Genomic DNA, 26,940 nt, shown 5'->3' with positions numbered 1-26,940 from the left:
TGATGTCCAAGATCGACGACGGAGACGGCGTGCAGGCCGTCACTCGGGTCATGCAGATCATCGTGGCTGCCTTGACGATCGGCGTCGTATTCTTCTCGGTCATCGTTCTGGGGCTGCTGCGGGATGACAAGCCGCTGGATCCCAATACTCCGGGGATCCTGGGCCTGCCCATGATCACGGCGATTGCGGTCTTCTTCGGTTTGACGAGCGTCATCGCGTCGTTCGCCATTCCCAAGCTCATGACGGACACCGCACTCCGGCAGATCGCCAAGGGCCCGCCGCTCGACGAGACGAAGCTGCTCGATTCGGGCGAGCGACAGATTTATCCGGCCGGTGACTCCGGCCGCCTCCTGCCGGTGTTCCAAACGCAGCTCATCGTGGCCTCGGCCCTGAACGAGGGCGCTGCGTTCTTCGCGGTGCTCGCCTATATGATCGAGGGCCACCCGATCGCCCTCGGCGTCGCCGCCGTGCTGATCGCGGTCCTGGTCAGCCGATTCCCAACCGTCGACCGCGTCCAGGGGTGGCTGGCGGCGCAGCTCGAACGACTGGCCCTCATCAGGCGGGATGAATTCTGATGCGCACGATCATCACGACGACCGTCCTGTCGCTAATCGTCTCGGCCGCATGTGCAGGGGAGGCACCCAACGCGGCGTCGATCCTCTCCGCCTCGTGTGTGCGATGTCATGGGGGCGATGCGAAGAAGGGGGGCCTGGACCTCAGCCGGCGTGACTCGGCGCTCGCGGGGGGCGAGGGAGGCCCCGCGATCGAGCCGGGGAAGCCGGACGAGTCGCCGCTGATTGAGAAGGTCGCGTCCGGCGAGATGCCGCCGAAAACGCCCCTCAAGCCCGAGGAGGTAGAGATCCTCCGCTCCTGGGTGGCTTCGGGAGCCGCCTACGGACGAGAGCCGATCACGCCCCCTCGCGCCGGAGCCGACTGGTGGTCGCTCAGGCCGATCGCCGCACCCGTGCCGCCGCCTCTCGTCGCCGAGGACGCCGCCCGCGTTTGTACGCCGGTCGACGCCTTCATCCTGGCGAAGCTCCGCGAGGCCGGCCTGGCGATGGCCCCTGAAGCCGACCGCGCCTCTCTCATCCGCCGCGTCTCGTTCGACCTGATCGGACTGCCGCCCTCGCCCGAGGATGTGGCGGCGTTCGTCGCCGATCCGGATCCGCTCGCCTACGAAAAGCTCGTCGATCGAATGCTCGCCAGCCCTCACTACGGCGAGCGCTGGGCGCGGCACTGGCTGGACGTCGTCCGGTTCGGCGAGAGCGAGGGGTACGAAACGAACATGCCTCGCATGAACGCCTGGCCTTATCGCGACTACGTGATCCGGGCGTTCAACCGCGACACGCCGTTCCCCCGGTTCGTCGCTGAGCAACTGGCCGCCGACGCTCTCCCCGCGGGGCCTGACGTCGACTGGCTGGTCCGATCGGCCACCGGGTTTCTTGTGGGCGGAACACACGACATCGTCGGCAACGCGACGATCGAGGGGATGAAGCAGCAGCGCGTCGACGACCTGGACGACGTCATCACCGCGACCGGGACGGCGTTCCTCGGTCTGACCGTCAACTGCGCCCGCTGCCACGACCACAAGTTCGATCCGATCACTCAGAAGGACTACTACGCGCTTCAGGCCGTCTTCGCCGGCGTCAACCACGGCTCGCGGCCGATCCTCGCACCCGACGTGGAGGAACGCCGTGAGCGAGCGGCCGTGGTCCGGAAGGAACTCGCGGCCGTCGACCTGGCGCTGGATCGGTTCGAGCCCCTTGCACGGCCCGAGGCCGACGCCCCTTCCCGCCCGATGGTCGACCCTCGCCGCAACGTGGAACGGTTCGAGCCCGTGAAGGCCCGGATGGTCCGCATGACGATTCTGGCGACGGCCGACCCGATCGAGCCGTGCATCGACGAGTTGGAGGTTTACTCGGCCGGCGACGAACCCCTGAACGTGGCCCTGGCGTCGAACGGCGGGAAGGCGTCGGCGTCGTCAGAGCTTCCCAACGTGTCGATTCACAAGATCGTCCACCTGAACGACGGCGTCCACGGCAACGCGCGGAGTTGGATCTCGCATTCGCCGGGACGCGGGGTGGCGACCGTCTCCTGGCCCGAACCCGTGCTGATCGACCGCGTCGTCTGGGGACGTGACCGCCTGGGCTCGTATCGGGATCGGCTTCCGATCCACTATATCGTCGAGGCCGCCGAGACGGCCGATTCGTGGAAGGTCGTCGCGACCTCGATGGATCGCGCTAGCTATCGGCCGGGGGCGCCAGCGGCGAAGGTCGCGCCCGAGGCCGAGTCTCTGCGAAAGCGTCGAGAGGAACTCAACGCGGAACTCGCCGGCCTCGGGGAGACGATCTCGGTCTACGCGGCGATGTTCGCGCAGCCCGGGCCGACGCACGTCCTCCGGCGCGGCGATCCCATGCAGCCTGGTGGAGAGGTCTCGCCGTCGGCCATCGCCGCCGTGAAGCCCGGCTGGGCCTGGGAGGGGACGCCGGACGCCACCGAAGCGGAACGTCGCCTGGCGCTGGCCCGCTGGATCGGCGACCCGGCCAATCCGCTGCCGGCTCGGGTGATGGTGAATCGGCTCTGGCACTACCACTTCGGTCGGGGGATCGTCGCCACGCCGGGAGACTTCGGCTTCAACGGGACAGCGCCCTCCCACCCGGAACTGCTCGACTGGCTGGCCTCGCGTTACATCGCCGAGGGCTGGCGGCTCAAGCCGATCCACCGACTCATCGTCCTCTCCGCGGCCTATCGCCAATCGTCGCGGATCGACTCGGAGGCCCACGCCGTCGACGCCCAGAATCGACTCCTCTGGCGGGTGACCCCACGTCGGCTGGAGGCGGAAGCCATCCGCGACGCCGTCCTCGCCGCGAGCGGCCTGCTTGATCCCAAGATGGGCGGACCCGGCTACAACATTTGGGAGCGGAACTCGAACTACGTCGCCATCTACAAGCCACGCGTCGAGCTGGGGCCGGACGCCTTCCGTCGGATGGTCTACCAGTTCAAACCGAGGAGTCGCCAGGACCCGACCTTCGGATCCTTCGATTGCCCGGACGCCGCGCTCGTCGCCCCCCGGCGGAACACGTCGACGACGGCCCTGCAGGCGCTCGACCTGCTGAACAGCGGGTTCATCGTCCAGCAGGCCGAGGCCTTCGCTCGCCGGGTCGCCGCCGAAGCTGGACCCGATCCCGAACGGCAGGCGGAGCGCGGCTTCATGCTGGCCCTGGGGAGATCGCCGAATCCCGCCGAGAGGACGGCCGCCGCCGCTCTGATCCGCTCGCGAGGCGGCCCTGCGTTCTGTCGGGCCCTCTACAACGCGAATGAATTCGTTTATGCTCCCTGATTGAACCGACCTCGTCCGTGGAGCCTTCGCTCATGCCGCGCGTCTCGACGTTCATGCTCTCCGTCCTGCTGGCGTTCGCGAATCTCGTCTCGGCCCAGGAACCGACGCTTCCCGTGCCCGAATCGATCCGCGCCGAAGGTCTTCCGGCCATCCCTCAGTCGATCGCCTCGGCGCTGAACCGCTACCAGAACATCCGGTCGGCGAGCTTCCAGGGTTGGGACGAGGGCGCCGCTCGGTCGATGTACATCACCACCCGGTTCGCCGACACGATGCAGGTCCACCACGTCGCCTCACCGGGCGGGGCGCGTCGGCAATTGACCTTCTCTCCCGAGCGTGTGCTGGGTGTGTCGCCGCGGCCGAAGCGAGGGCAATTCCTCTTCACGATGGACGAAGGGGGCGCGGAGAACTACCAGTACTTCCTCCTCGGTCGAGAGGGGGGCGTGCCTGTTCGCCTGACCGACGGCAAGAGCCGTCACGAATCGGTGAAGTGGTCTCCCTCGGGCGAGGTGCTGGCCTGGAGCGGCAACGCCCGAAACGGGAAGGACATGGACCTCTACCTGGCCTCGCCGGCCGATTCTGCGTTCAAAAGGATGCTCAAGGAGGTCTCCGGCCAGTGGAACGTCGCGGACTGGTCGCCTGACGGCAAGGCGGTCGTCGCCGAGGAATACATCTCGATCAACGAGTCGTACCTTCACGTCGTCGACGTCGCGACCGGCGCTGTCCGCACCATCACGCCGAAGCCCCTCGCCGGAGAGCCGAAGGTGGCAGTCTCCGGCGCGCGATGGTCGAAGGATGGGAAGTCGATCTTCTACGCCACCGATCGAGGCGCTGAGTTCCGCCGTCTGGCCATCTACGATCTGGCGACGGGCGTTGAGTCGATCCTCTCGGCCGTCATCCCCTGGGACGTTGAGGAGTTCGACCTCTCGGACGACGGCAAGTATCTCCTGGCCGTGATGAACGAGGACGGATTCAGCGTCCTCCACCTGTTCGGTGGAGCCGACGGGCGAACCATCGGCCGCGTCGTTCACCCGCCTGGTCAGATCGGTGGTCTGGAATTCCGCCCCGGCTCTCACGACGTCGGATTCACGCTCGCCACGTCGCAGACGTCCTCGGACGCCTTCTCGACGAATGTGGACGACGGAGGCGCCATGCCCGCCCGCTGGACCGAGAGCGAGACCGGCGGACTCGACGCGTCCACGTTCGTTTCGCCCGAACTGATCCGGTTCCCGACCTTCGACGGCAAGGCGATCCCGGCCTTCGTTTACAAGCCGTCGAAGCCGTCGACCGGTCCTCGGCCGGTGCTGATCCAGATCCACGGCGGGCCCGAGAGCCAGTTCCGCCCCGGATTCCTGGGGCGGACGAACTACCTCATCAACGAGCTGGGGATCGTCGTGATCGCCCCGAACGTCCGGGGGTCGGACGGCTATGGGAAGTCGTATCTCCAACTGGACAACGGGTTCCTACGCGAGGATTCGGTCAAGGACATCGGGGCCTTGCTCGACTGGATCGCCGCTCAGCCCGACCTGGACAAGACGCGCGTGGCTGTCGCCGGCGGTTCGTACGGCGGGTTCATGTCGCTGGCCGTGCAGACGACTTACAACGACCGGATCAAGTGTGGGATCGACGTCGTCGGCATCTCGAACTTCGTGACGTTCCTCGAGAACACGCAGGGCTACCGCCGCGACCTTCGGCGGGCCGAGTACGGCGACGAGCGCGACCCCAAGATGCGCGAGTTTTTGGAACGAGTTTCGCCTCTCAACCACGCGGGTCATATCAAGACTCCGATCATGGTCGTCCAGGGGGCTAACGACCCCCGCGTACCGTTGTCGGAATCCGAACAACTCGTCGCGGCGGTGAAGAAGAACGGCGTGCCGGTGTGGTACGTCGTGGGGAAGAACGAGGGCCACGGCTTCGCCAAGAAGCCGAACCAGGACTTCCAGCAGGCTGTGGAGGTCCTCTTCCTGAAGACCTATTTGCTGGGGCAGGGGAGTCGGGCGAGCTGACGGTTGGATGAGTCGCGGCGGGGTCTGCGCGGCGAGACTCCGTTTGCCCGTCTTGGTAATATAAGGCGGCGGCGTGCGTTCAATCAGGCGGCGCTGGTGGTGTGCGCGGGCGAGGCCTGATGAGCGTCTCCGTGAGCAGGACGCGGATTGTAGGCGGGGGGGACCATGTTCTCTGATTACGTCGGCGCCTCGCTGGAATTGCTGCGGGACGGCCGGACGGAGCGGATCGTCGAAGTGCGCGGCACCGACCTGCACATCGGCCGACATCCCCAGGTGGGCGTGGTTCTGGATCATCCCAGGGTCTCGCTTTACCACGCGCGGATTGAACGTCGGTTCGACGGGTCCTATCGCGTCGTCGACCTGATGAGCAAGAATTCCACGTTCGTCGACGGCGTGAAGCTGAAGCCGTTCGAGCCTACTCCGGTGCGCGAGGGCTCACGCATCAAGATCGTCGACTATGAGCTGATCTTCCACGAGCCGGCGGCGCGGGTGGGAGGGCCCGGAGAGGTGGCGCGGTCGACCGTCCTGGGGACGCTCGACGACCTGAGCTCGACGGGACTCGTCCAGCGCTCCGCCCACCCGGCCGATGCGCTTCGGGGGGTGCTTGAGGTCGTCCGAGCCCTGGGAGGGGCCTTCGACCTGGACGAACGCCTCTCCCACGCCCTGGGGGGGCTGCTGGCCGCCCTGCCTCGGGCGGAACGCGGATTCGTGGCGACGGCCGAGCCCGACGGTACGTTCCCGCTGCGGGCGTTCCGCAAGGTCAGGGGGCCCGTGGGTCGGCCCCCGCTGCTGAGCCGGACGATCGTCGAAGAGGTGCTCCGCAAGGGGCGAGCCTTGCTCATCAAGGACGTTTTCGTCGACGAACGCTTCAAGGATCGCGAGAGCCTTTCGGCGACCATCCGCACGGCTGTCTGCGCTCCCTTGCTGGGTCGCGATGGTTCGCCGATCGGCATGGTTCAACTCGACGGCGCCTCGCCCAACGCACGGTTCCGCGAGGAAGACCTGGATCTTCTGGCAGCTCTGGCCGTGCCGATCGCCGCGGCCGTCGAGAACGACCGGCTGCTGCACGAGCAGGCCTCCTGGGCCGCGGCGGCCGAGATTCAGCGCGCCCTGCTGCCTCGGTCGCGCCCTGAGATCCCCGGCTATACCTTCTGGGAGTTCTACCGGACGGCCCAGGACGTCGGCGGCGATCTGTACGACTACGTGCGCGTGGAAGATCCCGACGCTTCGCCGGAGGCGCCCTCGCGATGGTGCGTCAGTCTGGGGGACGTCGCCGGACACGGCATGCCGGCGGCGATCCTCATGGCCGGCGCCTGCCCCGAGGTTCGGCTGCTCGCCCGCGCAGGATTTCCGCCGGACGAGGTCCTTCCGTACGTCAACAAGAGTTGCTGCGATTCCGGCGTCGCCAACCGCTTCATCACGATGCTCATGGCCGAGGTCGACCCGGCGACCCACCGGTTGACGCTCGCCTCGGCCGGCCACCCCGCGCCTCTGGTCCGCCGCGCCGACGGTCGGATCGAGGCCCTGGAATGCCCCGGCTCCGGCCCTCCCCTGGGCGTCGATCGAAATGCGTCGTATTCGCCGTCGTTGTACGACCTGGCGCCCGGCGAGGTCGTCGTGCTGTACTCGGACGGGCTGGTCGACGCCGTCGATGAATCGGGCGGCGCGCTCGGGGCGGAACGTCTCCGAAACACCCTCGCCCGGACGACCGGCGGCGCGGAGGAGGTCGGCGAGGCCATCTTGCGCACCCTGGGCCGCCACCTGAAGGATCGACCGCCGCTCGACGACGTCACGATCGTCTGCTTCGGCCGCCATGCCGAAGAACCCTGATCGGGGGTGGTTTCGCCGGTCGCCTCAGCGTCGCACCCCCACGCGTTCCTCGCGGTCCTCAAAGATCCGGTGCGCGTGGCTGGCGCAACGGTCGTACCACGAACGAGGACGGAACGGCCGGAGCTGTACGCCGCAGGGGATCGGGCGGCCCTGGTCGTCCTCCACGCCGCTGCCGTGGCTGTCCAGGATCAGCGGCAGGCCCGACCCCGATCGGCCGATCGAGCCGATCCAGAGGACGACGTGCGTCACCTTCCCTCCCGGTTTTCCCAGGATGTAAAGCAGGTCGCCCGTCCGCAGCGTTTCGAGACGCGCCTCATGGTCTTCGGGGAGCGTGATTCGCTCCATGCGGACGGCCCGGCGCTCGTCGTTCAACTCGGCTTCACGCAGCTCGGATTGACGTTCAACGTCGCTGTTCATGTGGACGCCGAACGCCTGGTTGTAGACGAAGCTAGTGAAGTTGCTGCAATCGAAACCCTTGCCGTTGCGCCCGGCGCAGGTCGACTTCCAGGGCCAGTCGGCCGGGGGATCCCAGTCGGGGATGTGATGGTGCTGATAAGCGTAGCCCACGAACCGCAGCGCCGCGGCGATCACCCGCTCGCGACGCCACTCGACTGACTTTCCTTCCGCGATCGCCGGCGGCGGATATCGGCGCGGCGAAGGGCCCCACGAGCCGAACGATCGTCGGGCGTGCTCCGAGTACCACTCGTGATGAGGGACCACCGCCTCCATCTTCGGGTCGCCGCGTTCGGTGCGGAGCAGGTCGCCGATCAGCTCGGGGACCGTGTGACGGAACTCGACGCCGTAACCCGAAGGCGCTAGGAAGTTTCGCTCCGAAGCCTCCTGCACGCGAGCTACGGCCGGCGCGGCGACGACGGACAGCGACGCGGCGAGCATCGCCCGACGGGGGAGTTGGGGCTGCATCGAGTCCATGGCGTGGAACCTCGGAGGGAAGGCATCGACGACCGACCCTCCAATCCTAGAACGCCTACCAAAGCGCGTCAGGGCTTTTTCGCGGGGGCGGCGGGGGGCGGATCGGCGTGGACCTCCTCCTCCGTCTCCAGCACGCCGGAGACGTGGCCGGCGTCGTCAATCGTGGTGGCCCAGACGAAGTCGGGGCCGCCCTCGTCGAGGATGCGAAGCTTGCCCGCCTCATAGACGAACGCCCGAGGACCGGGAAGCTCGCCGTGGGGGCCGTCGATCTGACCGACGACTGCTCCCGCGTTATTCACGGCGCTCGCCTGACCGTGCTGGAAGCCGGGAGGAAGGCTCAGCGCTTTCGCTCCCGACTCACGGGTCCAGACCACGGCGTGGATGCTGCCGTCGGGGGAGTGTCGAACGCCGACGACCATGCCCGCGTCGTTCACGCCTCGCGGAAGCAATTCGAGCTTGCCGACGGAGAGGGGCTCACGGCGCCACTGGCCGGGCTCGACCTCCGTCCAGAGCGAGGTCTCCCCCTTCTGAACGGCGGCCAGACGCTTGCCGTCGGGACTGATGGCCAGGACGTTGGAGCCGAGTTGGTCGGCCTCGGGCAGAACGACGGTTTTCCAGCCGTCGCCGTCGCGCTCCCAGAGAACCCCGCGCAGACGGTAGTCGCCGACCCCGATCCCGGTGATGCGCCGGCCGTCTCGGCTGACGCCCGTTGCGAACGAGGCTCCGTCCGGAGCCGGGGCGCCCAGACCCTGGATCCCCTTCTCGGCCGTCCAGACGAACGCCTGATTGCGGAGGAAGACGTAGGTGTTCGGCGGCGCCGGCTTGCTCGCGCGGCCGACGACCACGCCGTCGTCGCTGACGGCGGCCGGGAAGGTCGACGTATAGCCCTTCAGCAGCGGCAGGCGGACCACGTCCTCGCCGCGGGCGAAGAACGGGGCCTCGTAGAGGATGTCCGGGTTGCCGTTCTCGGGCTCCCAGTGGAAGCCGACGACGTCGCCCCGGCCGTTCATGCCGGTGACGTTCAGCCCCTCCTTCATGGGAGTGACGACGGACAGCTTCTTCGGCGTCGCCGGCTCCTCGGCGGCGGTCGTCCCCGCGAACGTCAGGGCGGCGATGATCCAGGTGGATACGGTCCGGCTGGTGCGCATGCGATGTTCCTCCAGGATCCCGAGGATACTACGGACGGCGGGGAATCTGGAAGAACGGACGCCTGAAACTCAGGGCGGGCGAAGTCGGATTCCACTCACTGACGTCGGAAGGACCCGAAGACGGGAAGGGGTACCAGATTGTACTGCGGCGACGACAGCGTCCCCGAAACCTTGACCTTCCCCAGCAGGCCGGTCGCTTCCCTGAGGATGGGGACGTCGAAGTTGTTGCGACCGTAGGCGACGTCGAACGTCAGGTCGATCTTGTCCGACGGGTCGCGGGTTCCGGTCCCCCTCAGGCTGACGGCGTCGCCGGTCAGCTTGATCTCCTGAAAGTGGGTGTTGCCGCTGTCGATCCGGAAGACGAGGTCGGCGGAGTCGAACATCGTGCGGCCGGACGTCTTGGGAGTTCTCAGGAAGTTGTTGAAACCTCGGAGGTAGCGAAGAACGAACGGCAACTCGCCGATGTCGCCGTCGACGACGTGGGCTTCGCCTCGGCCCTGGATCGTTCGGACGTCGGAGCCCTGGCCGCTGAACGTCGCCTCGGCGTTGAGCAGACCCCGGTACGACTGCCGGCCCGGGACGCTCTTGGCGTATTCCTGAAGCTGCGCTCCAGAGAGTTGAACCGAGCCCGCATAGCTGGGGGCGTCGGACAGGCTGAGCCGGCCGTTGCCGTAGACCACTCCCCCTAGCAGGGAGCCTCTCAGGCTCTTGAGTTCGGCGACGCCGTCCTTGATCGTCAACGGCCCCTGAAGCTGACTGAGCTGAAGATCGGCGAAGAACACGCTGTCGATATCCAGGATCCCGTGGACTTCCAGGGAGCGGCCGTCCGACCACCCCCAGACGTCCTTGAGCTTGCCGTTGACGTGCTCCAGCGGGATCCCGGCCTTGAGCTTGTTGTCCATCAGGACGACGCCGGTGTTCTGCCACCGGCACCAGGCGGGCGTCCCCGGCTCGCCGTTCCAGCCGATGTCGATGTTCCCGCGCGCCGAGAAGGCGTGGCCGTCGTCCAGCCTGATGGCGAACTGGGCCATGAGCGAGGGCATGACCCGACGCAGGCCGGCGCTGAAGAGGAGATTGCGGACCCACAGATCCTTGACCGACAGCTCGAACCGTCCGCTGTCCTCGACTTGCACCTCTCCCGCCGGGAACTCCACGTCGGCGCCGTGGAACTTGAACCGAACGTCGCTCATATAAACCCGGCCGTTCACGAACTTGAATGTGCCGAGGACGTCCTGCATCGCCAGCTCGATCGTCGCGCCGGGCTCAACCCCTGGCTCCGGCGATTTGGGGATGACCAGGGCGATGCTCGACTCGGCCAGCGGGGCGATGTCGACTTGGATGTCGTCCTTGGTCGGCTTGTCGGTTTCGACGGTGATTCTGGCGGCGACGTTGCTGGCGCCTCGGGGGTTGATGATCGACCAGGACTTCCGCCAGGCCGGCTGCAAGGCGTCGCGCAGCTCAGTGTTGAACGGGAGGTTCTGGGCGTCGATCTTCATGGCGATCCGCAACGGAGGGTCGCCGTTGGGTAGGTCGGGGCCGGGGATCCGCTCGACGCGTCCGGAACCCCTGATGACGGCCTGGCCGTTGCGGCCGCACAGATTCTCGAAGATCCAGAGGTCGGGGTGGAGGCTGAGCCGTCCGGAGAGGTCCCGGATCGGGTATGGCATGCCGGCCCAGGTGATCTGACAGAGGCGGGGGTCGAGATCGAGGTCGGCGTCGATGGCCAGCCAACCTTCGGGTTTCACCGGAGGCGGACCGGCGAGGGGAACCCGCCGGATCCTCGCCTTGCCCGAGACCGAGCCGGACGGCCTGAACGCGTCGACCTGTCGGCGGACGTCGGGGGGGAGAGCGTCGAGAAATGCGGCGTCGATCGGAAGGGCCTCGGCCGCGACGGCCAGGTCGACCACGGCGTCCGGGCCGGGGTTGTCAACCGTCCCCATCAGCCGCGCCGGTTTGTCGCCGACCGGCCCCTTGACGTCGACGGTCAGCCGTCGACCCTGCAGCACGAGTTTTCCCGTGAGGTTCTTCAACGGGTATTTGAAGTGGCGGTAAAGGGCTGAGACGCCCCGGAGGTTCACTGACGCCGCCAGCGCGACCGGCCCGCTCCCGGAGCGTGAGACATCCGCCAGCACGTCGACGCGGCCGACCGGCTTGAACACGTCCCAGAGCTCATCGAACTGAGGGGGAGTCTTCTCCCGCAGCCGTTGGTCCAGGTCCAGGTCGGTCGCGCTGATCTGGAGCTTGAGGGGCGCTGAGAGCGGGTCGCCTCGACCGATCGTCCCCGAGGCGCGGAAGCGAGACGTACCGTTGGCGCCGTCGGCGTGGACGATGGTGACGTCGCCGTCGTGGACTTTCAGCCTTGCGGACAGCTCATTGATCGGGAAGGGGAGAGACGGACAGGCGCAGACGCCGCCGCGGATCTGGGCCTCCACGTCGTACGTCAACTGGGACTGAGGCGCGGCGTTGGGGCGGAAGGCCAGGGATTTCAGGTCGACGTCGACGACGCCTGACTCGAGCGCCATCGCGTCGTAGGCGGCGGCGACCTCAGGTGGCAGACGGCGGTGCAGGGTGTCGGAGATCGTCAAACCGTAGAGGCCGCCGGACAGGTCAAGGTCGCCGGTCGCCGGGTCGATGGATCCACTGACGACGGCCGTGGCGAACAGATCGCCCTTGGCCGTGCCCTCAAAGTGGAGCCGACCGCCTGCGGCCGGTTTGACCCGTACGGAGACCTCGCGGAGGATCGCCGTCGGCGTGGGGGTGTCGGACTCGGGGTCGAGGATCATCTCGACGGTGCCGTTCTTGACCTCTACGGGGGGCGGGTTCTCGATGACGGCCGTCGGCCAGGGACGTGCGGGAAGGTCCATCAGGTTCCAACCGCCGTCCTTCTTACGTCGTATCCGCAGCTTCGGCTGGATGACGACCACCTCGGAGGGCTCGGCTTCGCCGTGGAGCAACCGCCAGGGATCGAACCGCACTTCCATCCAGGAGATCGAGGCCGTTTCGAAGGGCTGGCCGTCGACGTGTTGCAGGGTCGACACCTGTTTGAGGGTCGCCTTGCCACGAAGCGGGCGGAAGTCAATCCTGCCGAACTCCAACTGGGCGCGGGGGAAGAACAGCCGCAACTCAGCCCGGATCAGCCGCGCGACCGTATCGCCGTCGGTGACGAAGGCGTAGGCGAACCAGACCGCGGCCGTCGTCAGCGTTAGGCCGACGATCGCACTCCAGAGCATGAATTTCACCAGTCGCCGCCAGAACCCCATGCCGAGCGTCTCCTCCCGTCTCGCGTGGATATCAGGCCGTCTGAGCTTTCGGCGGCCGCGCCCCGGCGAGATGCAAAAGGCCCACGGCCGTCAGACCCATCGCCGGGACCTCGCCGGGCGTCCGATATCGCATCGAGCTGACGAACACCGTGTGGAGCAGGGCGAAGTACAGGATCGGCCCAGCCAATAGAACCCACGCGCGAGCATCGCCCCGGAGCGACCAGAGGCCGAACGCGGTCAGCCCGAGCAGGGGCGTCATCGCCAGCCCGGCCGCCAGAGTCAGCCAGACCGAACGGACGCCCTCCGCGTTCGGCCAGGGGCTCCAGTAACGGCCGAGCTTCACCACAGCCAACTCCAGCGTCCGCAACGGGTTTTCGCGGGCGAACGCGAACGCCCGTCGTCTGAGCAGGTCGTCCTGGTCGCGTTCGTCGAGCGGCCAGATGTCGGGGGCTTCGAGGAATCGCATGTCGCTGGCGCCGGTCGCGGATGGGTTCAGGCCGTCGTAGAGGCTCGCTCCCATCCAGAGGGCCGTCGGGACGAACTCGCCGTAGATCCGATGGTTGCGGATCCACCAGGGCGCCATCACCGCCGCGAACGCCGCCGAAGCAGCAAGCGATGCGATGAACGCTGGCTGCAACGTCTTCCTCGCGAACGCCCGGGACAGCAGCCACGCCGCGAAAGCCGCCGGAAAGAAAAGCAGGCACGAGGGGCGAGTCAACACTGCTGCGCCGGCGAGAGCCCCGGCTCCGATCGCCGGAACGAGGATCGGCCGGACGGTCTCGCGGTTCCAGATCACCGCGAGCGTCCAGAGGAACGCCAGGAGCAGAGGAGTGAACAGAGCCTCGGACAGCAGCAGCGCAGACATGACGATGAAATACGGATGGACCGCCGTGATCGCGGCTGCGATCAACGGGGCCCGGCCCCACTCGTTATCGCCGAGCGTCGCGCGGCACAGGCGGAACACCAGCCAGACGCATGCCGCTCCGAGTGCCGCTTGGATCAGTCGAGCGCCGATCGGTCGATCGCCGGTCACGGCCCGGCAGACGGCGAGGAACAAGGGGTAGCCGGGTGTACGCAGGGCGAAATGGGGGATGTCGCCAAAATCGATGATCTGGAACAGGTCGCCCTCGCGGATCGTCTGGGCGAGCTTCCAGTAGTATTCGGCGTCCGGTAGCAGGCAGACGCGGTTGGAACCGGCCTGCTGGACGCGCCATTCCACCAGGTCCGCCGCGATGATTCGCAGCAGGAACCCGACCTCGACGGCCAGGGCCAGCGGACGACCTGTTATTCTCCCGAGCCAATCGGCGGCGCCTGACGTCCTCGGCATGCGCAGCCCTCCCTCGGGACGTGGAACGACCCATCCCCCCCGTGGGAGCGGCCGAAGTCGGCGCGAATCCTAGACCAATCCGTCGGACCCGTCAACTTCAGACGGGGCCGTGGGGAAGCCACCGCAGGCCGAGTCTTCGGCGGGTCGTTTCCCGCGTCCGCACCCGTTCGGCGATCCGGTGGCCGACGACCCAGATGATCCCCTTGCGATCGGCGACGACGGGGAACGTCGCTCGATGCTCACGCGGCACGTGACGAAGGCGCAGAAACTCCACAACCCTCTGCCGCCGCCCGTCCATGCCCAGCGGATCGAACCGCTCCCCAGGCAAGGCCGTGCGGACGGTCAGCGGGAAATGAATCTGATCACGATCGACGACTTCGTCGAAGTCCTCGTCCTGCTCGTCGATCGCGATGAGGTCTCCGTGCGCCCAGGGAATGGTGATCGAGCCCGGCGCCTCCAACGCATACCAGTCGTCGATGAGCGGCCTCGACCGATTCGAGCGATCCAGGATCAGCGTGTCAGCCTCGACGCGGAGCGAGGCGCCCTCGCCGAGGTGCTCGGCGGGGACGCCCGCGGCCACGGCTTCGGCGAGTCTTCGCCAACGTTGGGCGGTCATCGAGCGCTCAGGCCAGCCGGCCTTCTGCCAGGCTCGGCGCACGATCTCCCTGGCGAGGAGTGGATTTCGCCACTCCTCGCAACGACGCTCAAACACGATCTCGGACGGGCTGGATTTGCGGACCAACCCCGCGATGACTGGGGCGAGGAGTGAGTCGAGCAGCCTTTGCTCGGACGCCGCCAACCCTCCCAGGCGGGCGAGGGCGGCGGCGACCTGGGGGTTGTAGTCGGCCTCCAACTTCGGGATCAGGTCGTGCCGGATCCGGGCGCGAGTGTGGCTCACGTCGGCGTTCGTCGCGTCCTCGCGGAAGTTCTGGCCGAGCCTGGTAAGTTCGTCGTGGATTTCGCGACGGGACACGTCGAGCAAGGGCCGAACGAGCGTCACGCCCGGCGCGAGTGGGCGTCTGGCGGGAATGCCGGCGAGTCCGCGCGGGCCGGTCCCGCGGACGATCCGGTGAAGGATCGTCTCCGCCTGGTCGTCGCGAGTGTGGCCGACCGCAACGGCTGCTGCGCCTCGCTCTTTCGCGATGCCGGCCAGCCACGCGTGCCTCGCGGCGCGGGCGTCGGCTTCGAAGTGGCCGGTGCGGGTCGGGGCCCATGAGCCGAGGTCGAACGGCAGACCGAGCGAGCCGGACAGATCGGCGACGAACAGGGCGTCCTCACGGGCCGATTCGCCGCGGACGCCGTGGTTCAGGTGGGCGACGCTCAAGCTCAGGCCGAACTCGTTTCTCAGGCCGTGGAGCGTCCGCAAGAGTCCGACGCTGTCGCCGCCGCCCGATACGGCGACGACCCAGACGGGGCCGAGTCCCTCTCCCAGCCAGCCGGCGATGCGGCGGCGGACGGCTTCCAGCCATGCGGGGGGGCCGGTATGATCATGACTCGGATCGCTTCCCATCCTTGCAGGATACCCGACCCGCCCTCGCCTCGCCGAGAGAACGATGACCGGACCCGCCCTTAACGCCGACCTGATCAGCTTCCTGCGCTCTCCCCGTTCCCGGTCGCCGATGCACGTCGAGGGGGACGAGCTGGTCTCGGACGATGGAGCCGAACGCTATCCGATCCTGAAGAACGTCCCTCGGCTGGCGGGTGATCCCTATGTCGGCAGCTTCGGCCGGCAGTGGAACCGGTATGAGGTCGTCCGGCCCGAGGAGGACGAGGCCACCTTCGAGGCCAAGACGGGCGTTCCGCCGAGCGACATGGCGGGCAAGCTCGTGCTCGACGCGGGCTGCGGCGGCGGCCGGTATGCTCGGCTGCTGGGCGAACACGGAGCGAATGTACTGGGGGTCGACCTCAGCAGCGCCGTCGACAAGGCGGCTGAGATGTGCGCCGGCCTGCCCAACGTCCAGATCGTCCAGGGGGACCTGCTTGACCCGCCTGTCGTCGAGGACGCCTTTGACCTCGTCTTCTCGATCGGCGTCCTTCACCACTCCCCCGACCCTCGTCGGGCCTTCGCGGCGATTGCGCGGCGGGTCAAGCCGGGGGGCCGGCTGGCGGTCTGGCTCTACCGCAAGAACATCGCGCCGCAGGAGTGGATCAACTCGGGAGTTCGGGCCGTCACCACGAGGCTCCCCGCGCGAGTGCTGGAACCGCTGTGCGTCGGCCTGGGGGCGGTCGGCAGCGTCCCCATCCTGAACCGGACGCTGAACAAGCTCGTCAACTTCTCCGCCCACCCCGACTGGACCCTTCGCGTCTGCGACAACTTCGACTGGTGGGCGCCGGCCTATCAGTCCCACCACAGCCTCGCCGAGCTTCGCTCATGGTTCGAGGAAGAAGGCTTCGAGGACCTCGTCGAACTTCGCCCCATGAAGTCGGGGCGACTCTACGATTGGACCTACGACCACGACCTCATCATCGGCTCGGGGGTGAACGTCGCGGGACGACGGAAGGTGTGAGGTCACTTCGGCGAGACGTGGAAGCCCGTCATGTTGGTGGGAATGCGATAGATGCTGGAACCGGCCAGGATGTAGAGGGTGCGGTGGTCGTCGCCGCCGAATTCGACGTTGGCGGCGGCCTCTGGCGTTGGGATCAGGGCGAGTCGGTGGCCGTCGGGGGCGAAGACAGCCACTCCCCTCGGGGTGGCGGCGACGACCCGGCCGTCGGTCGTCATCGTCATGCCGTCGATGCCTGCATCGGCCTTGAAGTCGTGGATGACCCGGGGGTTAGAGGCGTTCCCCTTTTCGTCGAGGTCGACCGCGATGAGGGCGCGGCGCTCGGGGCCGTTGTCGGCGACGTACAAGGTCTTGCCGTCGGGGCTGAGCGTCAGGCCGTTGGGCTTCGTCGCGGTCGTCTCCAGCTTGGCGATCCGGCCGTCGGGGTCGACGCGGAAGACGCCCTCGAACTCCAGTTCGCGTCGTTCTTCTCCGACGTAGCGGGGGTCGGAGAAGTAAACCCGACCCTTGCGGTCGACGGTCACGTCATTGGGGCTGTTGAACCGCTTGCCCTCGAACCGGTCGGCCAGGGTTCGGCACTCGCCGTCGGGGCTGGTGATTGAGATGCGACGTCCGCCGCCGGTGTTGGCGCCCTCGGCGACGATAAGCCGGCCCTTGGCGTCGAAGATCATGCCGTTCGCCCGGTGGCTGGGCTCGCGGAAGACGGTCGTTTCGCCGGTGTCCGGATGGAACCGCATGATCCGGTCGCCGATGTCGGAGAAGAGGATCGAGCCGTCGGCCGCGGCGGCTCCTCCCTCGGTGAAGGTCCCGTCTCCCCAGAGCTTCTCGACCGTCTCCAGCGGCTCGACGACGGCGGACGGGTCGTCGCCCTGCTGGCCTCCCAGGGCCGAGGGCAGCGCGAGCAGCAAGGCGAGGACGGACGCGGACATGGCGGACGGGCTCCTCGATCGGGTCAGGTCGGTTTTAGGCCAGGACTTCGCGGATCACGTGGCCGTGGACGTCGGTCAGCCGGCGCTGGGCCCCGTTGTTGTAGTAGGTGAGACGTTCGTGGTCCAGACCGAGCAGGTGGAGGATTGTGGCGTGGAAGTCGTGGACGTCGACGACGTTCTCGACGGCCTGGTGGCCGAAGGGGTCGGTGGCGCCGTAGCTGAACCCCCGCTTGACCCCCGCTCCGGCGAGCCAGGCGGTGAAGCCCTTGGGGTTGTGGTCGCGACCCTCGGTCCCCTTCTGGAACGTGGGCATTCGGCCGAACTCGGTCGACCAGACGACCAGCGTGTCGTCGAGCAGACCACGTTCCTTCAGGTCGATCAACAGGGCGGCGGCCGGCTTGTCCAGGATCGGCCCGTGGCGGTCGTAGTCCGACTTGATCCGACGGTGTCCGTCCCAGTTCAGCGCGCCTTCGCCCATGGCGAACGCCCCGTTGAAGAGGGTGACGAACCGAACGCCCCGCTCGATCAGCCGCCTCGCCAGCAGGCAGTTGCGGCCGAAGCCCGCCAGCAGGGGGTTGGGGTCGTCGAGCCCGTAGAGCGAACGCACCGCCGGGCTCTCGCGCGAGAGGTCGCCGACCTCCGGGGCGCTGAGCTGCATCCGGGCCGCCAGCTCGTACGCGGCGATCCGGGCCGATAGCTCGTCGTCGCCGGGGTTCCGGGCCAGATGCTCGTCGTTCAGGATCCGGATCATGTCGCGGACGGCGCGGTCGTCGTAAGGGGAGACGTTCGCGGGCCGGGCGAGGTGGCGGATCGGCTTGTCGGCGTTGAACGAGGTCCCCTGAAAGACGGCCGGCAGGAAGCCGTTGGTCCAGTTGGCCGGGCCCTGCTGCGGGTCGCCGCGAGGATCCGGGATGGCGACGTACGCCGGCAGGTCCTGATCGTCGGTCCCGAGCGCATAGCTGACCCAGGCGCCGATGCTCGGGAAGCCTTCCAGCGTGAAGCCGGTCGACATGAACATCTCGCCGGGGCCGTGAGTGTTCGTCTTCGAGGTCAGCGAGTGGATGAAGCAGAGGTCGTCGGTCCGCTCCGCCAGGTGGGGGATCAACTCGGAAACGTACTTCCCCGTCTCGCCGCGAGGCTTGAACTCCCAGGGGCTCTTCGACAGCGCTCCGTTTTCCCCCTGGAACGTCACCAGCTTTTCGGAGCCAGGCATCGGCTGGCCGTGACGCTTGATCAGCTCGGGCTTGTAGTCCCAGGTGTCCAGGTGGCTGACGGCCCCCGTGCAGTAGATGTGGACGACGCGCTTCGCCTTCGCGGCGAAGTGGGGAGCGCGGGGAGCCAGAGGACCGCCCGGAGGCTCGGCGGCGAGCAGGCCTTTTTCGGCGAGCATGGCGCTGAGGGCGATGCCGCCCACGCCCGTCGCCATATGCGACAAGAAGCCACGGCGGTCGAGGAGGTGGCGGCCCAGCGGTGCGTCGTGTGATCGGCTCATGACGTCTCATTTTGATCGATGACAGACGAGCCCGCCAGGGAGTTGCACGGGCTCTCCAGGCCGCCTGACTCTGTCGGGATCGTTCCTGGGTCGCTAGGATCGGTCGGAATACGCCGCCGCCCCTCTCCGGGCGCGCCTCGGGGCGGCGACCGGAGCGATTTCAGGTGCGCCGGACGGTGAATGGGGAGACGCCTGCATGAGGTTTCTATGCGGGACTCTGGTCGCGGGGTTGCTCGCTCTGGGGACGATCGAGGCGGTCGCCGATGAGGCGAAGCGGCCGAACGTCGTTCTTATCATGAGCGACGACATGGGGTTCTCGGACCTCGGCTGCTACGGCGGCGAGTTGACCACGCCTAACCTGGACGCGCTGGCGTCGGGGGGCGTGCGGTTCACACAGTTCTACAACACGGCCCGCTGCTGCCCGACGCGAGCGGCCTTGCTGACGGGCCTGTATCCCCACCAGGCCGGCATCGGCCACATGATGGAGGACCGCGGGGTCGAGGGTTATCGCGGGGTGCTGAACCGCAATGCGGTCACGATCGCCGAGGTTCTGAGGCCCGCCGGCTACCGGACCTACATGCTCGGCAAGTGGCACGTCACGAGGTTCACTGGCCCCAACGGCGACCGTTCGACCTGGCCTCTCGGCCGGGGATTCGACAAGTATTACGGCACGATCGCCGGCGCTGCGAATTACTTCGACCCAGGCAACCTCTGCCGGCAGGACAAGCTGATCACCATTGAGAACGACCCGGAGTACAAGCCCGAGTCGTACTACTTCACGGACGCCATCTCGGACAACGCCGTCAAGTACATCGCCGAGCATCAGAAGGAATCGCCCGAGAAGCCGTTCTTCATGTACGTCGCCTACACGGCGGCCCACTGGCCGATGCAGGCGCCCGACGCGGTGGTGGCGAAGTACAAGGGGAAATTCGACGCCGGCTACGCCCCCTTCCGCGAAGCTCGGCTCCAGAAGATGAAGGAAATGGGCCTCCTTCCGAAGAACGCTGAGATGTCGCCGATCGCCGAGGACTGGGCGGCCGTGTCCGACAAGGCCCGCGAAGCCCGCTGCAAGGAAGTCTACGCGGCGATGGTCGAGGTCATGGACGCCGGCATCGGCCGGATCGTCAGCCAGCTCAAGACGACGGGCCAGCTTGACAACACTCTGGTCCTCTTCCTCCAGGACAACGGCGCCTGCGCCGAGGACATGGGCCGCGAGAAGACCCAGGCCCCGGTGAGCGACCTCAAGCCGATGGGGCCGGACGACCTCCAGCTCAAGGGTTCGCCGCCGATGCAGACTCGCGACGGCCGTCAGGTCCGGACCGGGCCAGGGGTCATGCCGGGACCGGCCGACACCTACGTCGCCTACGGCCGAGGCTGGGCGAACGTCAGCGACACCCCTTTCCGCGAGTACAAGCACTGGACCCACGAAGGCGGCATTTCCACCCCGCTCGTCGCTCACTGGCCGGCCGGCATCAAGCCTGAGCGACGGGGAAAGCTGGAAGCCCAGCCCAGCCATCTCATCGACCTGATGGCGACCTGCGTGGATCTCTCCGGCGCTCCTTACCCGACGACCCTCGACGGCCAGGCGATCAAGCCTCGCGAGGGGGTCAGCCTCCGCCCGGCCTTCAACGGCGAGTCGCTGAACCGTCCCGGTCCGATCTTCTGGGAGCACGAGGGCAACCGCGCTGTCCGCGACGGCGACTGGAAGCTCGTGGCCAAATCGGATCAGCCCTGGGAGCTGTACAACATCGCCGAGGACCGCTCCGAGCTGCATGACCTGGCGGCCAAGCATCCCGACCGCGTCCACGCGATGGCCTCCGCCTGGGACGCCTACGCCGCTCGGGCCAACGTCCTGCCGCTGGGGAGTTGGCGAGCCGCCCCGGCTCGGACCGTCAGCAAGCAGACCCGGTTCGACCTCAAGGCCGACGCCGACCTCCGCGACGGCGCCGCGCCGAACATTGCTTCCCAGCCGATCACCGTCACGGCGAAGGTGACCACCCGGGCCCAGAAGCCGGACGGCGTCATCGTCGCCCACGGCGGGGCGGCCGCCGGTTACACGCTCTACGTCGAGGACGCCCGGCCGACGTTCCTGGTCCGCACGGGGACCGGCCGCAACAACATGACCCGGATCGCCGGCGACGTTTTGACGCCGGGCGAGCACACCCTCGTCGCCAAACTCGATGCGACCGGCAAGTTGACCCTGGAAGTCGACGGCAAGGCCGCCGAATCCGCCCAGGGAAAGCTGATCCCGCGTCAGCCCGTCGACGGCCTGCAAGTCGGCCGCGACGCCGCCGGCACGGTCGGCCCCTACGCGTCGCCGCACGCGTTCAAGGGGACCGTCGATTCGGTCCTCGTCGAGATCGGCAAGTAACCTTCGCGCCGCCCCCCACCTCGGTTGGGGGGCGGTCTCCCGCTCGCCCGTCGATCTCGATGGGTGGGTTCGATTGGCTTCGGTCGCGCCTCGCGGGGGGCGGGGGTGCGTCGGTGTAACCGTTTGATATTAAGCGAGTTGCGGTTGGGCTGGTCGTCCTTTTCGGTGGCTTCGTTCGACCCGTTTTCGGGATCCTGCGGAGAGCGACTCACGACGGATTCCTGCGGCCTTGAGCGCGGAAGACTCCCCACGGCGGGGGCCCCGTGGTCGCTCCGCGCATCCACTCCGACAGCCGGGTTGTCAAGGAACACGCTCTATAAGGCATGGTGTCGCAGAATTGGATCATGAGGACGAAAAACGGAGGAGGATCGGGGAAGTCGGGCCTTCCCAGATGATGCAAGTCGTCCATCCGGCGCAGTCGGTCTGCGAGAGGAAGGCGGGACGGAGGAAAAAATTGGAAAGCCTGTTGGGTTGCAGCCGCGGTTGTTGAGTTACGAGCGGAGGGAGGAGTCGACGCGACCCGTCCCCACGCTCAACGACTCGACCCACGAACTCACGGAGGTTCCCATGGCCGGCACCGTCTTCAGGTCCGTTCGCGGTCGCAGCAAGAGGCGTCCCCGACTCGAAACCCTCGAAGGCCGACAGCTCATGTCGCTGGCGTCGGAGATCTCGGGGACGGTGAACACGACCACCCGCAACGCCCAGTTCGGCTCGGTGAACGCCAGTTCGGCGAACGGCTCGTCGGTGGTGGTCTGGGTCGACACCTTCAGCGCCACCGACCATGACATCCTCGCCCAACGCCTGAACTCCGCGGGCCAGAAGGTCGGCCCGGAGATCGTCGTCGTCAACACTCCGTTCAACGAGCGGACGCCCTCCGTCGGCATGGACAAGAACGGTGACTTCGTCGTGAGCTGGGTCCAGGACGGGCCGGGGAGCGATTCCAACGTCCTCGCGCAGCGGTTCAGCCCGTCAGGCGCCCGCGTCGGCGGGACCGTGGGCGTCGGCGTCGGCACCTTCCGCGAGCACGATCCGTCGGTCGCCATGGACGACCGCGGCGATTTCGTCGTCGCCTATACCCGCGACACGAACAACAACCACCCCGACGTGTTCGCCAAGCGGTATGATTCCGCCAACAACCTCCTTGGCACCACCAACCTCGCGATCAGCGGGCTGACGGAGGACGACGCATCTGTCGCGATGACGCCCGACGGCCGGTTCGACGTGGCTTTCGAGGTCGCTTCCAGCGTCAACAACCACGACATTCTGGTGAATCGTTACACCGCGGCGGGCGCGATCCTCTCAAGCCAGGTCGTCGCGGCGACCTCGGCCACGGAAACGAACCCGAGCGTCTCCATGGACAACGCCGGCAACGCCGTCATCGCCTGGCAGACCACGACCAACGGCAACGCCGACATCTCCGCCCGGCGGCTCTCCGCCTCGGGATTCTTCGGCCTCACGAAGGCGATCACGGCCGACTCGCTGAGTGAAACCCGGCCGAAGGTCGCCCTCGCCCGGACCGGCGGCGCCTACGTGGTCGTCTACAACGGAGCCGTCTCCACGGGGACTCACGCCCTCGTCGCCGAGGTCTCGGCCACCGACAAGGTAACCTTCCACGACGCCGGCAACCGGATCGACCCCTCGGTGAGCATCAACGGTTCCGGCCAGTACCTCATCAGCTACACCTCGAACGACAATGGCGACCTGAACATCCGCCGACGCCTCGGGCACCTTTGACCCGAACCGCTCCACCCGTCGAACTCGCCCCGCGATCCCACGCGGGGCGGGCTCGATGCGGTGCTACATCGCGTGCTTGATGATGTAAAAATGCACCCCCTGGGGCGACATCACTCCGGCGAAGCGGCCGTAGTTGGGGATGTCGCGCGGCTGGACGAAGACCGTGCCGCCGAGTTCGAGGGCCTTCTTCACCGTTGCGTCGGCGTCGGCGACCGTCATGTAGACGGCCCAGTGCGGCGGAACTTTTTCCAGGTCCGCCGGACGCGGCATCAGTCCCGCGGCGGGGACGCCGTCGAGTTTGAAGATCGAATAGTCGACCGCCGAATTCGGGACCTTCTCGACCGTCCAGCCGAACAGGTCGGTGTAGAACCGGGCTGCGCGTTCGGCGTCGGGGGTCATCGTCTCGATCCAGTTGGGGACGCCCGGGAGTGCGCGGTCGGCGCTGGTACTGGCCATCCCTTTCGCTTGCCAGACGTCGATCTTGGCGCCGTCGGGGGCGATGATTTCGGCCATTCGCCCCTGGGGGCCGACGTCGAACGCGGGCCTGGAATCGCCTCCCAGGTCCTTCGCCCGCTGGGCGATGGCGTCGGCGTCCTCAACCAGCACCATGACGCCGATCCCGGCCGGCGTGCCCGGCGGGGTGTTGGGACCCTCCAGGTCGAACAACCCGCCGACGGGGCTTCCTCCGGCCTGGATGAACCAGCCCATCCCGGGGATGTCGCCGTACTCCCAACCGAGCAGGCTGCTGAAGAACGCCTTCGCTGCTTCCGGCTGGGGGCTCAGGATGTTGATCCAGCAGAATTCGCCCGGCTTCCGAGGCTCGCTCGCCATGGTCGTTCTCCTCCCTGGGAAACGTTTGAACACCAGGCGGATCTTCTCGTGAATGGCGACGGGGGTCAAGGCGGGCTTCGGCGTCGGCGAAACGGCATTCCCAGCCGCGACGCCGCGGTTATGATGCGGGCATGGCGAACACCCCACCACCGACGACCCTGCTGGAACGGCTCCTCGACTCCATCGTCGACCAGTTGACGCCCGAGGCGGCGGAGGTCTTCACGAACCTCTACGCGCCCGACGACGTCAAGGCGCGGCTCGACGCGCTCGTCGAGAAGACCATGCGGGGGGGCCTCGACCAGGCCGAGCAGGACGAATACGACGGCCTCATGCAGATCGTCAACACGGTCTCCATGATCCAGGACCGCATCGACATGCGGCTCGCCGGCGGTTCAACCCCCGAGCCCACGCCCACGCCGGGGACGACCTACATCGAGAGCATCGACCTCGGGACGCCCAGGGTCATCCCAAGGCCCGGCGGCTCGCCCGCGTCCGTCCACCTCGAAGGGCTGGAAGCGCTTCTGGACGACCTCGACGAGACCATGAAGCCTCGTCGGCGAGACTAACGGTCAGGCGCCCTGAGGCGGTTCGTCATCGGGCGATTCCTCGGACTCCAGGAGGAGTGGGAGGAACGGCTCCATCTCCTTCTGAAACTCGGCCATGCGACGAAGCAGCTCGGCCATTTCCACGGCGATCTGCTCCATCGCCTCGCGATCGTCGACCGGTTCGGGTTCTTTGCTGGCGTCGTGATCCGGCTCTTCGGTCATGGTTGCTCCTTCGCTCCTTGACCTATCGAGGACTCGCTTGCAGGGCTTGGTCCCGCCTCCCTTCTCCCACCAGGGGAGAAGGGAGGTTCACGGTGGCTCTCTTCAGAGGGGAAGGCGATCGAGGAGCTTACATCTCAGAGTATTCCGACGTCAGAGGCCGGGCAACCAGTCGATTGACCTGGGCCGGTGCAGCACTACGATACGGGCAGGCGTCGTGCTCGCCGTTCGTCGACCGTTCGGAATCAACAGGGATCTCATCATGAAAGCCATCCTGCTCCGCGATCTGGGCGGTCCCGATCTCCTTCGGTTGGAAGACGTCCGCGATCCCGAGCCGGGTCCGGGCGAGGCGATCGTGCGGCTGAAGGCCGCGGCGCTCAATCACCGCGACGTCTGGATCCGGACCGGAGCGTATGCGGGGATCAAGCTGCCGATCATCATGGGCTCGGATGGGGCGGGGGTCGTCGAGGCGGTCGGCGAGGGGGCCGACGCTGCACTCGTCGGCCGCGAGGTGGTCATCAACCCGAGCCTCGACTGGGGCGCCGACGAACGGTTCTTCGGGCCGAAGTTCCGAATCCTGGGCCTCCCCGACAACGGGACGTACGCCCTGCTCGTGAAGGTCCCGGCGGGGAACATCCACCCCAAGCCGACAGGCCTCGGTTGGGACGAGGCCGCGGCGATTCCGCTTGCGGGGCTGACCGCCTATCGAGCGCTCGTGAGCCGGGCGGCAACGAAAGCCGGCGAGGCCGTCTTCATTCCGGGGATCGGCGGCGGCGTCGCCACGTTCGCGCTGCTGTTCGCGAAGAAGTTGGGTGCGCGCGTCTTCGTCTCGTCCGGCAGTCCTGAGAAGCTTGAACGGGCGAAGGCCCTGGGGGCTGACGGCGGCGTCTGCTACAAGGATTCCGACTGGGCCGCGAAACTCCGCGAGATGAGCGGCGGCGAGGGCGTCGACGTGGTGATCGACGGCGTCGGCGGCGAGACCTATAACGAGTGCCTCGACCTGCTCCGGCCCGGCGGGCGGCTCGTGAACTTCGGCGCGACGACGGGGCCGGTCCCGAAAGTCGAGACGCGACGGATCTTCTGGAAGCAGCTCAACCTGCTGGGGACCACCATGGGTTCGCCGGCCGACTTCGCCGCGATGCTCGAACAGTTCGCCGATGGCTCACTCCGCCCGGTCGTCGACCGCGTCTTCCCCCTGGCCGACGCCGCCGCTGCGCATCGCCACATGGACGAGGCCGGCCAGTTCGGCAAGATCGTGCTGGAGATCGGCTGAGCCGCCGGGACTGTTCTTCGTCGTCGGTCAAACGCCGTCGGCCTCGTTCGCCGGATCGCGGCGGTCGACGGCTCGTGAGCTGATGCGCCTCACGCCCGTGATGACGAGCCCCATCAGAACTCCAACGAGCAAGACTTCGGGAACGGAGTGGGCTCGCGAGATCGGCATGGCGATCAAGACACCCGGCATCAGGAGCCAGGACGAGTCATCCCGATCTCGGCGAAACGAGTAGACGACCAGCCCACAGACGATTGTCGCAAGGGCCGCGCTCAGGCTCCGCCAGAGGATGTACGTCGACAGGGTCTCGAAGGGTGGAACACGTTCCGGCTCATACCACCATTCAAAAAGGCCTGTTCCGAGACCGACGACCGCCGCACTCACGCTCCATGCGACGAGCAGCACGCGAAGCGTCAGAAGCGGGGATGGCGAAGGACGTGACTCGTTCGTCTCGGGGTCGAGCTTCATGGCGTCTCCCTCTGGAGTGTTCCCCATTGAGATCGACCAGAGGATCGAGAGGGAGTCCATCGACGTTTCCGGGAATGCCGGCGATTCTCGAGGCTCAATGGAACGTGAGAATAGGTGGGGCTCCCTCCGCTGGGTCAGCGCCCAGGAAGGTCCATCCCTTGTCGGTTCTGAGATATCGCTCGCTGATCGGCATGGCCGTTAGACCCCCACCTCGGGGCGTCGAGAGGGCCGGGCTGAGGGCGACCGTAACCTCGTGACCCTCGGGGGTGGCGACCACGTTCAGCAGGGCTCCTCTCCAGCCGTTCACGCGAATATCGGCCTTTTTTGCGAGCCAGGCGTAGGAGGCCGTCAGGCGTTCCTGGTGGCTGCGTCCTCGCTTCGGAAACTCTTCGAGCAACTGGGCGTGCAACGGGTCGTCCGGCAGGAGGCCCAGGGAGATCTTCGTGCCGAGGTCGGCGAGGTACTGCTTCCTCAGTTGTTCCTCGAACCGGGCTCGTCCGGCCCAGGCCAGCGCGGGGGAATGCTTCGGAGTGGCGACTTCGGTCGCCAGGAGCGGCAAGGAAGGGAGCGTCGAGGCCGACTCCAGGGACATGCCGGCGATCGACGTGGTCAGGGCCATGCTCGCCAGGACGTAGACGGTGGCCGTGTCGGAGATGCGCATGTGATTCCGCCTCTCTGAATCAGGTCGGTGCGATGGCTCGGGCGGTTGCACTCTTATCAGGAGGCCGATCAGGGTGCA

20 protein-coding genes are annotated in these 26,940 nt (G+C 67.3%); 9 read left to right on the top strand and 11 right to left on the bottom strand.

Annotation, left to right across the window (positions count from 1 at the left end; genetic code table 11):
* The first annotated feature begins 2 nt into the window (after positions 1-2).
* The 4 genes from G5C50_RS05785 (at position 3) to G5C50_RS05770 (ending at position 7,173) form a co-directional block, all read left to right on the top strand.
* On the top strand, positions 3-575 hold the full coding sequence (locus G5C50_RS05785) for a hypothetical protein (RefSeq protein ID WP_206107588.1): 573 nt from the start codon (positions 3-5) through the stop codon (positions 573-575).
* A complete protein-coding gene (locus G5C50_RS05780; RefSeq protein WP_165066334.1) occupies positions 575-3,340 on the top strand; it encodes a PSD1 and planctomycete cytochrome C domain-containing protein in 2,766 nt (921 codons plus the stop codon). Before G5C50_RS05785 ends, G5C50_RS05780 begins: the two co-directional genes overlap by 1 nt.
* 32 nt (positions 3,341-3,372) lie before the next feature.
* A complete protein-coding gene (locus G5C50_RS05775; protein WP_165066331.1) occupies positions 3,373-5,343 on the top strand; it encodes a S9 family peptidase in 1,971 nt (656 codons plus the stop codon).
* 165 nt (positions 5,344-5,508) lie between these two features.
* Positions 5,509-7,173 carry a SpoIIE family protein phosphatase gene (locus tag G5C50_RS05770; protein ID WP_165066329.1) on the top strand — a complete coding sequence of 555 codons (1,665 nt, stop codon included), beginning with the start codon at positions 5,509-5,511 and terminating at the stop codon, positions 7,171-7,173.
* A 24-nt stretch (positions 7,174-7,197) separates the two neighbouring features.
* On the opposite strand, the gene G5C50_RS05765 is transcribed toward G5C50_RS05770, so the two are convergent.
* The 5 genes from G5C50_RS05765 to tilS form a co-directional block, all read right to left on the bottom strand.
* Positions 7,198-8,103 (bottom strand): NlpC/P60 family protein, encoded by a 906-nt coding sequence (locus G5C50_RS05765; protein ID WP_165066326.1) that lies wholly within the window; start codon positions 8,101-8,103, stop codon positions 7,198-7,200.
* Positions 8,104-8,171: 68 nt separating this feature from the next.
* Complete coding sequence (locus G5C50_RS05760) at positions 8,172-9,251, bottom strand: HAF repeat-containing protein (RefSeq protein ID WP_240906979.1); 1,080 nt, start codon at positions 9,249-9,251, stop codon at positions 8,172-8,174.
* A gap of 95 nt (positions 9,252-9,346) precedes the next feature.
* On the bottom strand, positions 9,347-12,511 hold the full coding sequence (locus G5C50_RS05755) for an AsmA family protein (RefSeq protein WP_165066323.1): 3,165 nt from the start codon (positions 12,509-12,511) through the stop codon (positions 9,347-9,349).
* A gap of 31 nt (positions 12,512-12,542) precedes the next feature.
* The gene (locus G5C50_RS05750; RefSeq protein ID WP_165066321.1) at positions 12,543-13,838 is read right to left on the bottom strand and encodes an ArnT family glycosyltransferase; all 1,296 of its coding nucleotides are present in this window, start codon (positions 13,836-13,838) and stop codon (positions 12,543-12,545) included.
* Positions 13,839-13,935: 97 nt separating this feature from the next.
* Positions 13,936-15,348 (bottom strand): tRNA lysidine(34) synthetase TilS, encoded by a 1,413-nt coding sequence (tilS, locus tag G5C50_RS05745; RefSeq protein WP_165066318.1) that lies wholly within the window; start codon positions 15,346-15,348, stop codon positions 13,936-13,938.
* A gap of 43 nt (positions 15,349-15,391) precedes the next feature.
* Here tilS and G5C50_RS05740 point away from each other — a divergent pair, with 43 nt between their 5' ends.
* Positions 15,392-16,345, top strand: a complete 954-nt coding sequence (locus tag G5C50_RS05740; RefSeq protein ID WP_165066315.1) for a class I SAM-dependent methyltransferase — start codon at positions 15,392-15,394, stop codon at positions 16,343-16,345.
* 2 nt (positions 16,346-16,347) lie between these two features.
* Here the strand turns inward: G5C50_RS05740 and G5C50_RS05735 are convergent, their stop codons facing one another.
* On the bottom strand, positions 16,348-17,271 hold the full coding sequence (locus tag G5C50_RS05735) for an SMP-30/gluconolactonase/LRE family protein (RefSeq protein ID WP_165066312.1): 924 nt from the start codon (positions 17,269-17,271) through the stop codon (positions 16,348-16,350).
* Positions 17,272-17,305: 34 nt separating this feature from the next.
* The gene (locus tag G5C50_RS05730) at positions 17,306-18,763 is read right to left on the bottom strand and encodes a DUF1501 domain-containing protein (protein WP_165066309.1); all 1,458 of its coding nucleotides are present in this window, start codon (positions 18,761-18,763) and stop codon (positions 17,306-17,308) included.
* A gap of 196 nt (positions 18,764-18,959) precedes the next feature.
* On the opposite strand from G5C50_RS05730, the gene G5C50_RS05725 reads away from it, so the two are divergent.
* Complete coding sequence (locus tag G5C50_RS05725; protein WP_165066306.1) at positions 18,960-21,134, top strand: arylsulfatase; 2,175 nt, start codon at positions 18,960-18,962, stop codon at positions 21,132-21,134.
* Positions 21,135-21,701: 567 nt separating this feature from the next.
* Positions 21,702-22,868 carry a hypothetical protein gene (locus tag G5C50_RS05720; protein ID WP_165066303.1) on the top strand — a complete coding sequence of 389 codons (1,167 nt, stop codon included), beginning with the start codon at positions 21,702-21,704 and terminating at the stop codon, positions 22,866-22,868.
* A gap of 63 nt (positions 22,869-22,931) precedes the next feature.
* Here G5C50_RS05720 and G5C50_RS05715 read toward each other — a convergent pair whose 3' ends face one another.
* Entirely contained in the window at positions 22,932-23,699 is a 768-nt protein-coding gene (locus tag G5C50_RS05715) for a VOC family protein (protein ID WP_165066300.1), read from the bottom strand.
* Between the two features lie 131 nt (positions 23,700-23,830).
* Between G5C50_RS05715 and G5C50_RS05710 the strand changes: the two genes are divergently transcribed.
* Entirely contained in the window at positions 23,831-24,265 is a 435-nt protein-coding gene (locus G5C50_RS05710) for a hypothetical protein (protein WP_165066297.1), read from the top strand.
* A gap of 3 nt (positions 24,266-24,268) precedes the next feature.
* On the opposite strand, the gene G5C50_RS05705 is transcribed toward G5C50_RS05710, so the two are convergent.
* A complete protein-coding gene (locus tag G5C50_RS05705) occupies positions 24,269-24,466 on the bottom strand; it encodes a hypothetical protein (RefSeq protein ID WP_165066294.1) in 198 nt (65 codons plus the stop codon).
* A gap of 259 nt (positions 24,467-24,725) precedes the next feature.
* On the opposite strand from G5C50_RS05705, the gene G5C50_RS05700 reads away from it, so the two are divergent.
* A complete protein-coding gene (locus tag G5C50_RS05700; RefSeq protein ID WP_165066291.1) occupies positions 24,726-25,736 on the top strand; it encodes a zinc-binding dehydrogenase in 1,011 nt (336 codons plus the stop codon).
* A gap of 27 nt (positions 25,737-25,763) precedes the next feature.
* On the opposite strand, the gene G5C50_RS05695 is transcribed toward G5C50_RS05700, so the two are convergent.
* Positions 25,764-26,261: a hypothetical protein gene (locus tag G5C50_RS05695; RefSeq protein ID WP_165066288.1), complete on the bottom strand. Its 498-nt coding sequence runs from the start codon at positions 26,259-26,261 to the stop codon at positions 25,764-25,766.
* A gap of 34 nt (positions 26,262-26,295) precedes the next feature.
* Positions 26,296-26,862, bottom strand: a complete 567-nt coding sequence (locus G5C50_RS05690) for a hypothetical protein (RefSeq protein WP_165066285.1) — start codon at positions 26,860-26,862, stop codon at positions 26,296-26,298.
* Positions 26,863-26,940 lie beyond the last annotated feature (78 nt).

It is taken from the genome of Paludisphaera rhizosphaerae, assembly GCF_011065895.1.
GTDB lineage: Bacteria > Planctomycetota > Planctomycetia > Isosphaerales > Isosphaeraceae > Paludisphaera > Paludisphaera rhizosphaerae.
This window is presented reverse-complemented; position numbering and strand designations above follow the sequence as displayed.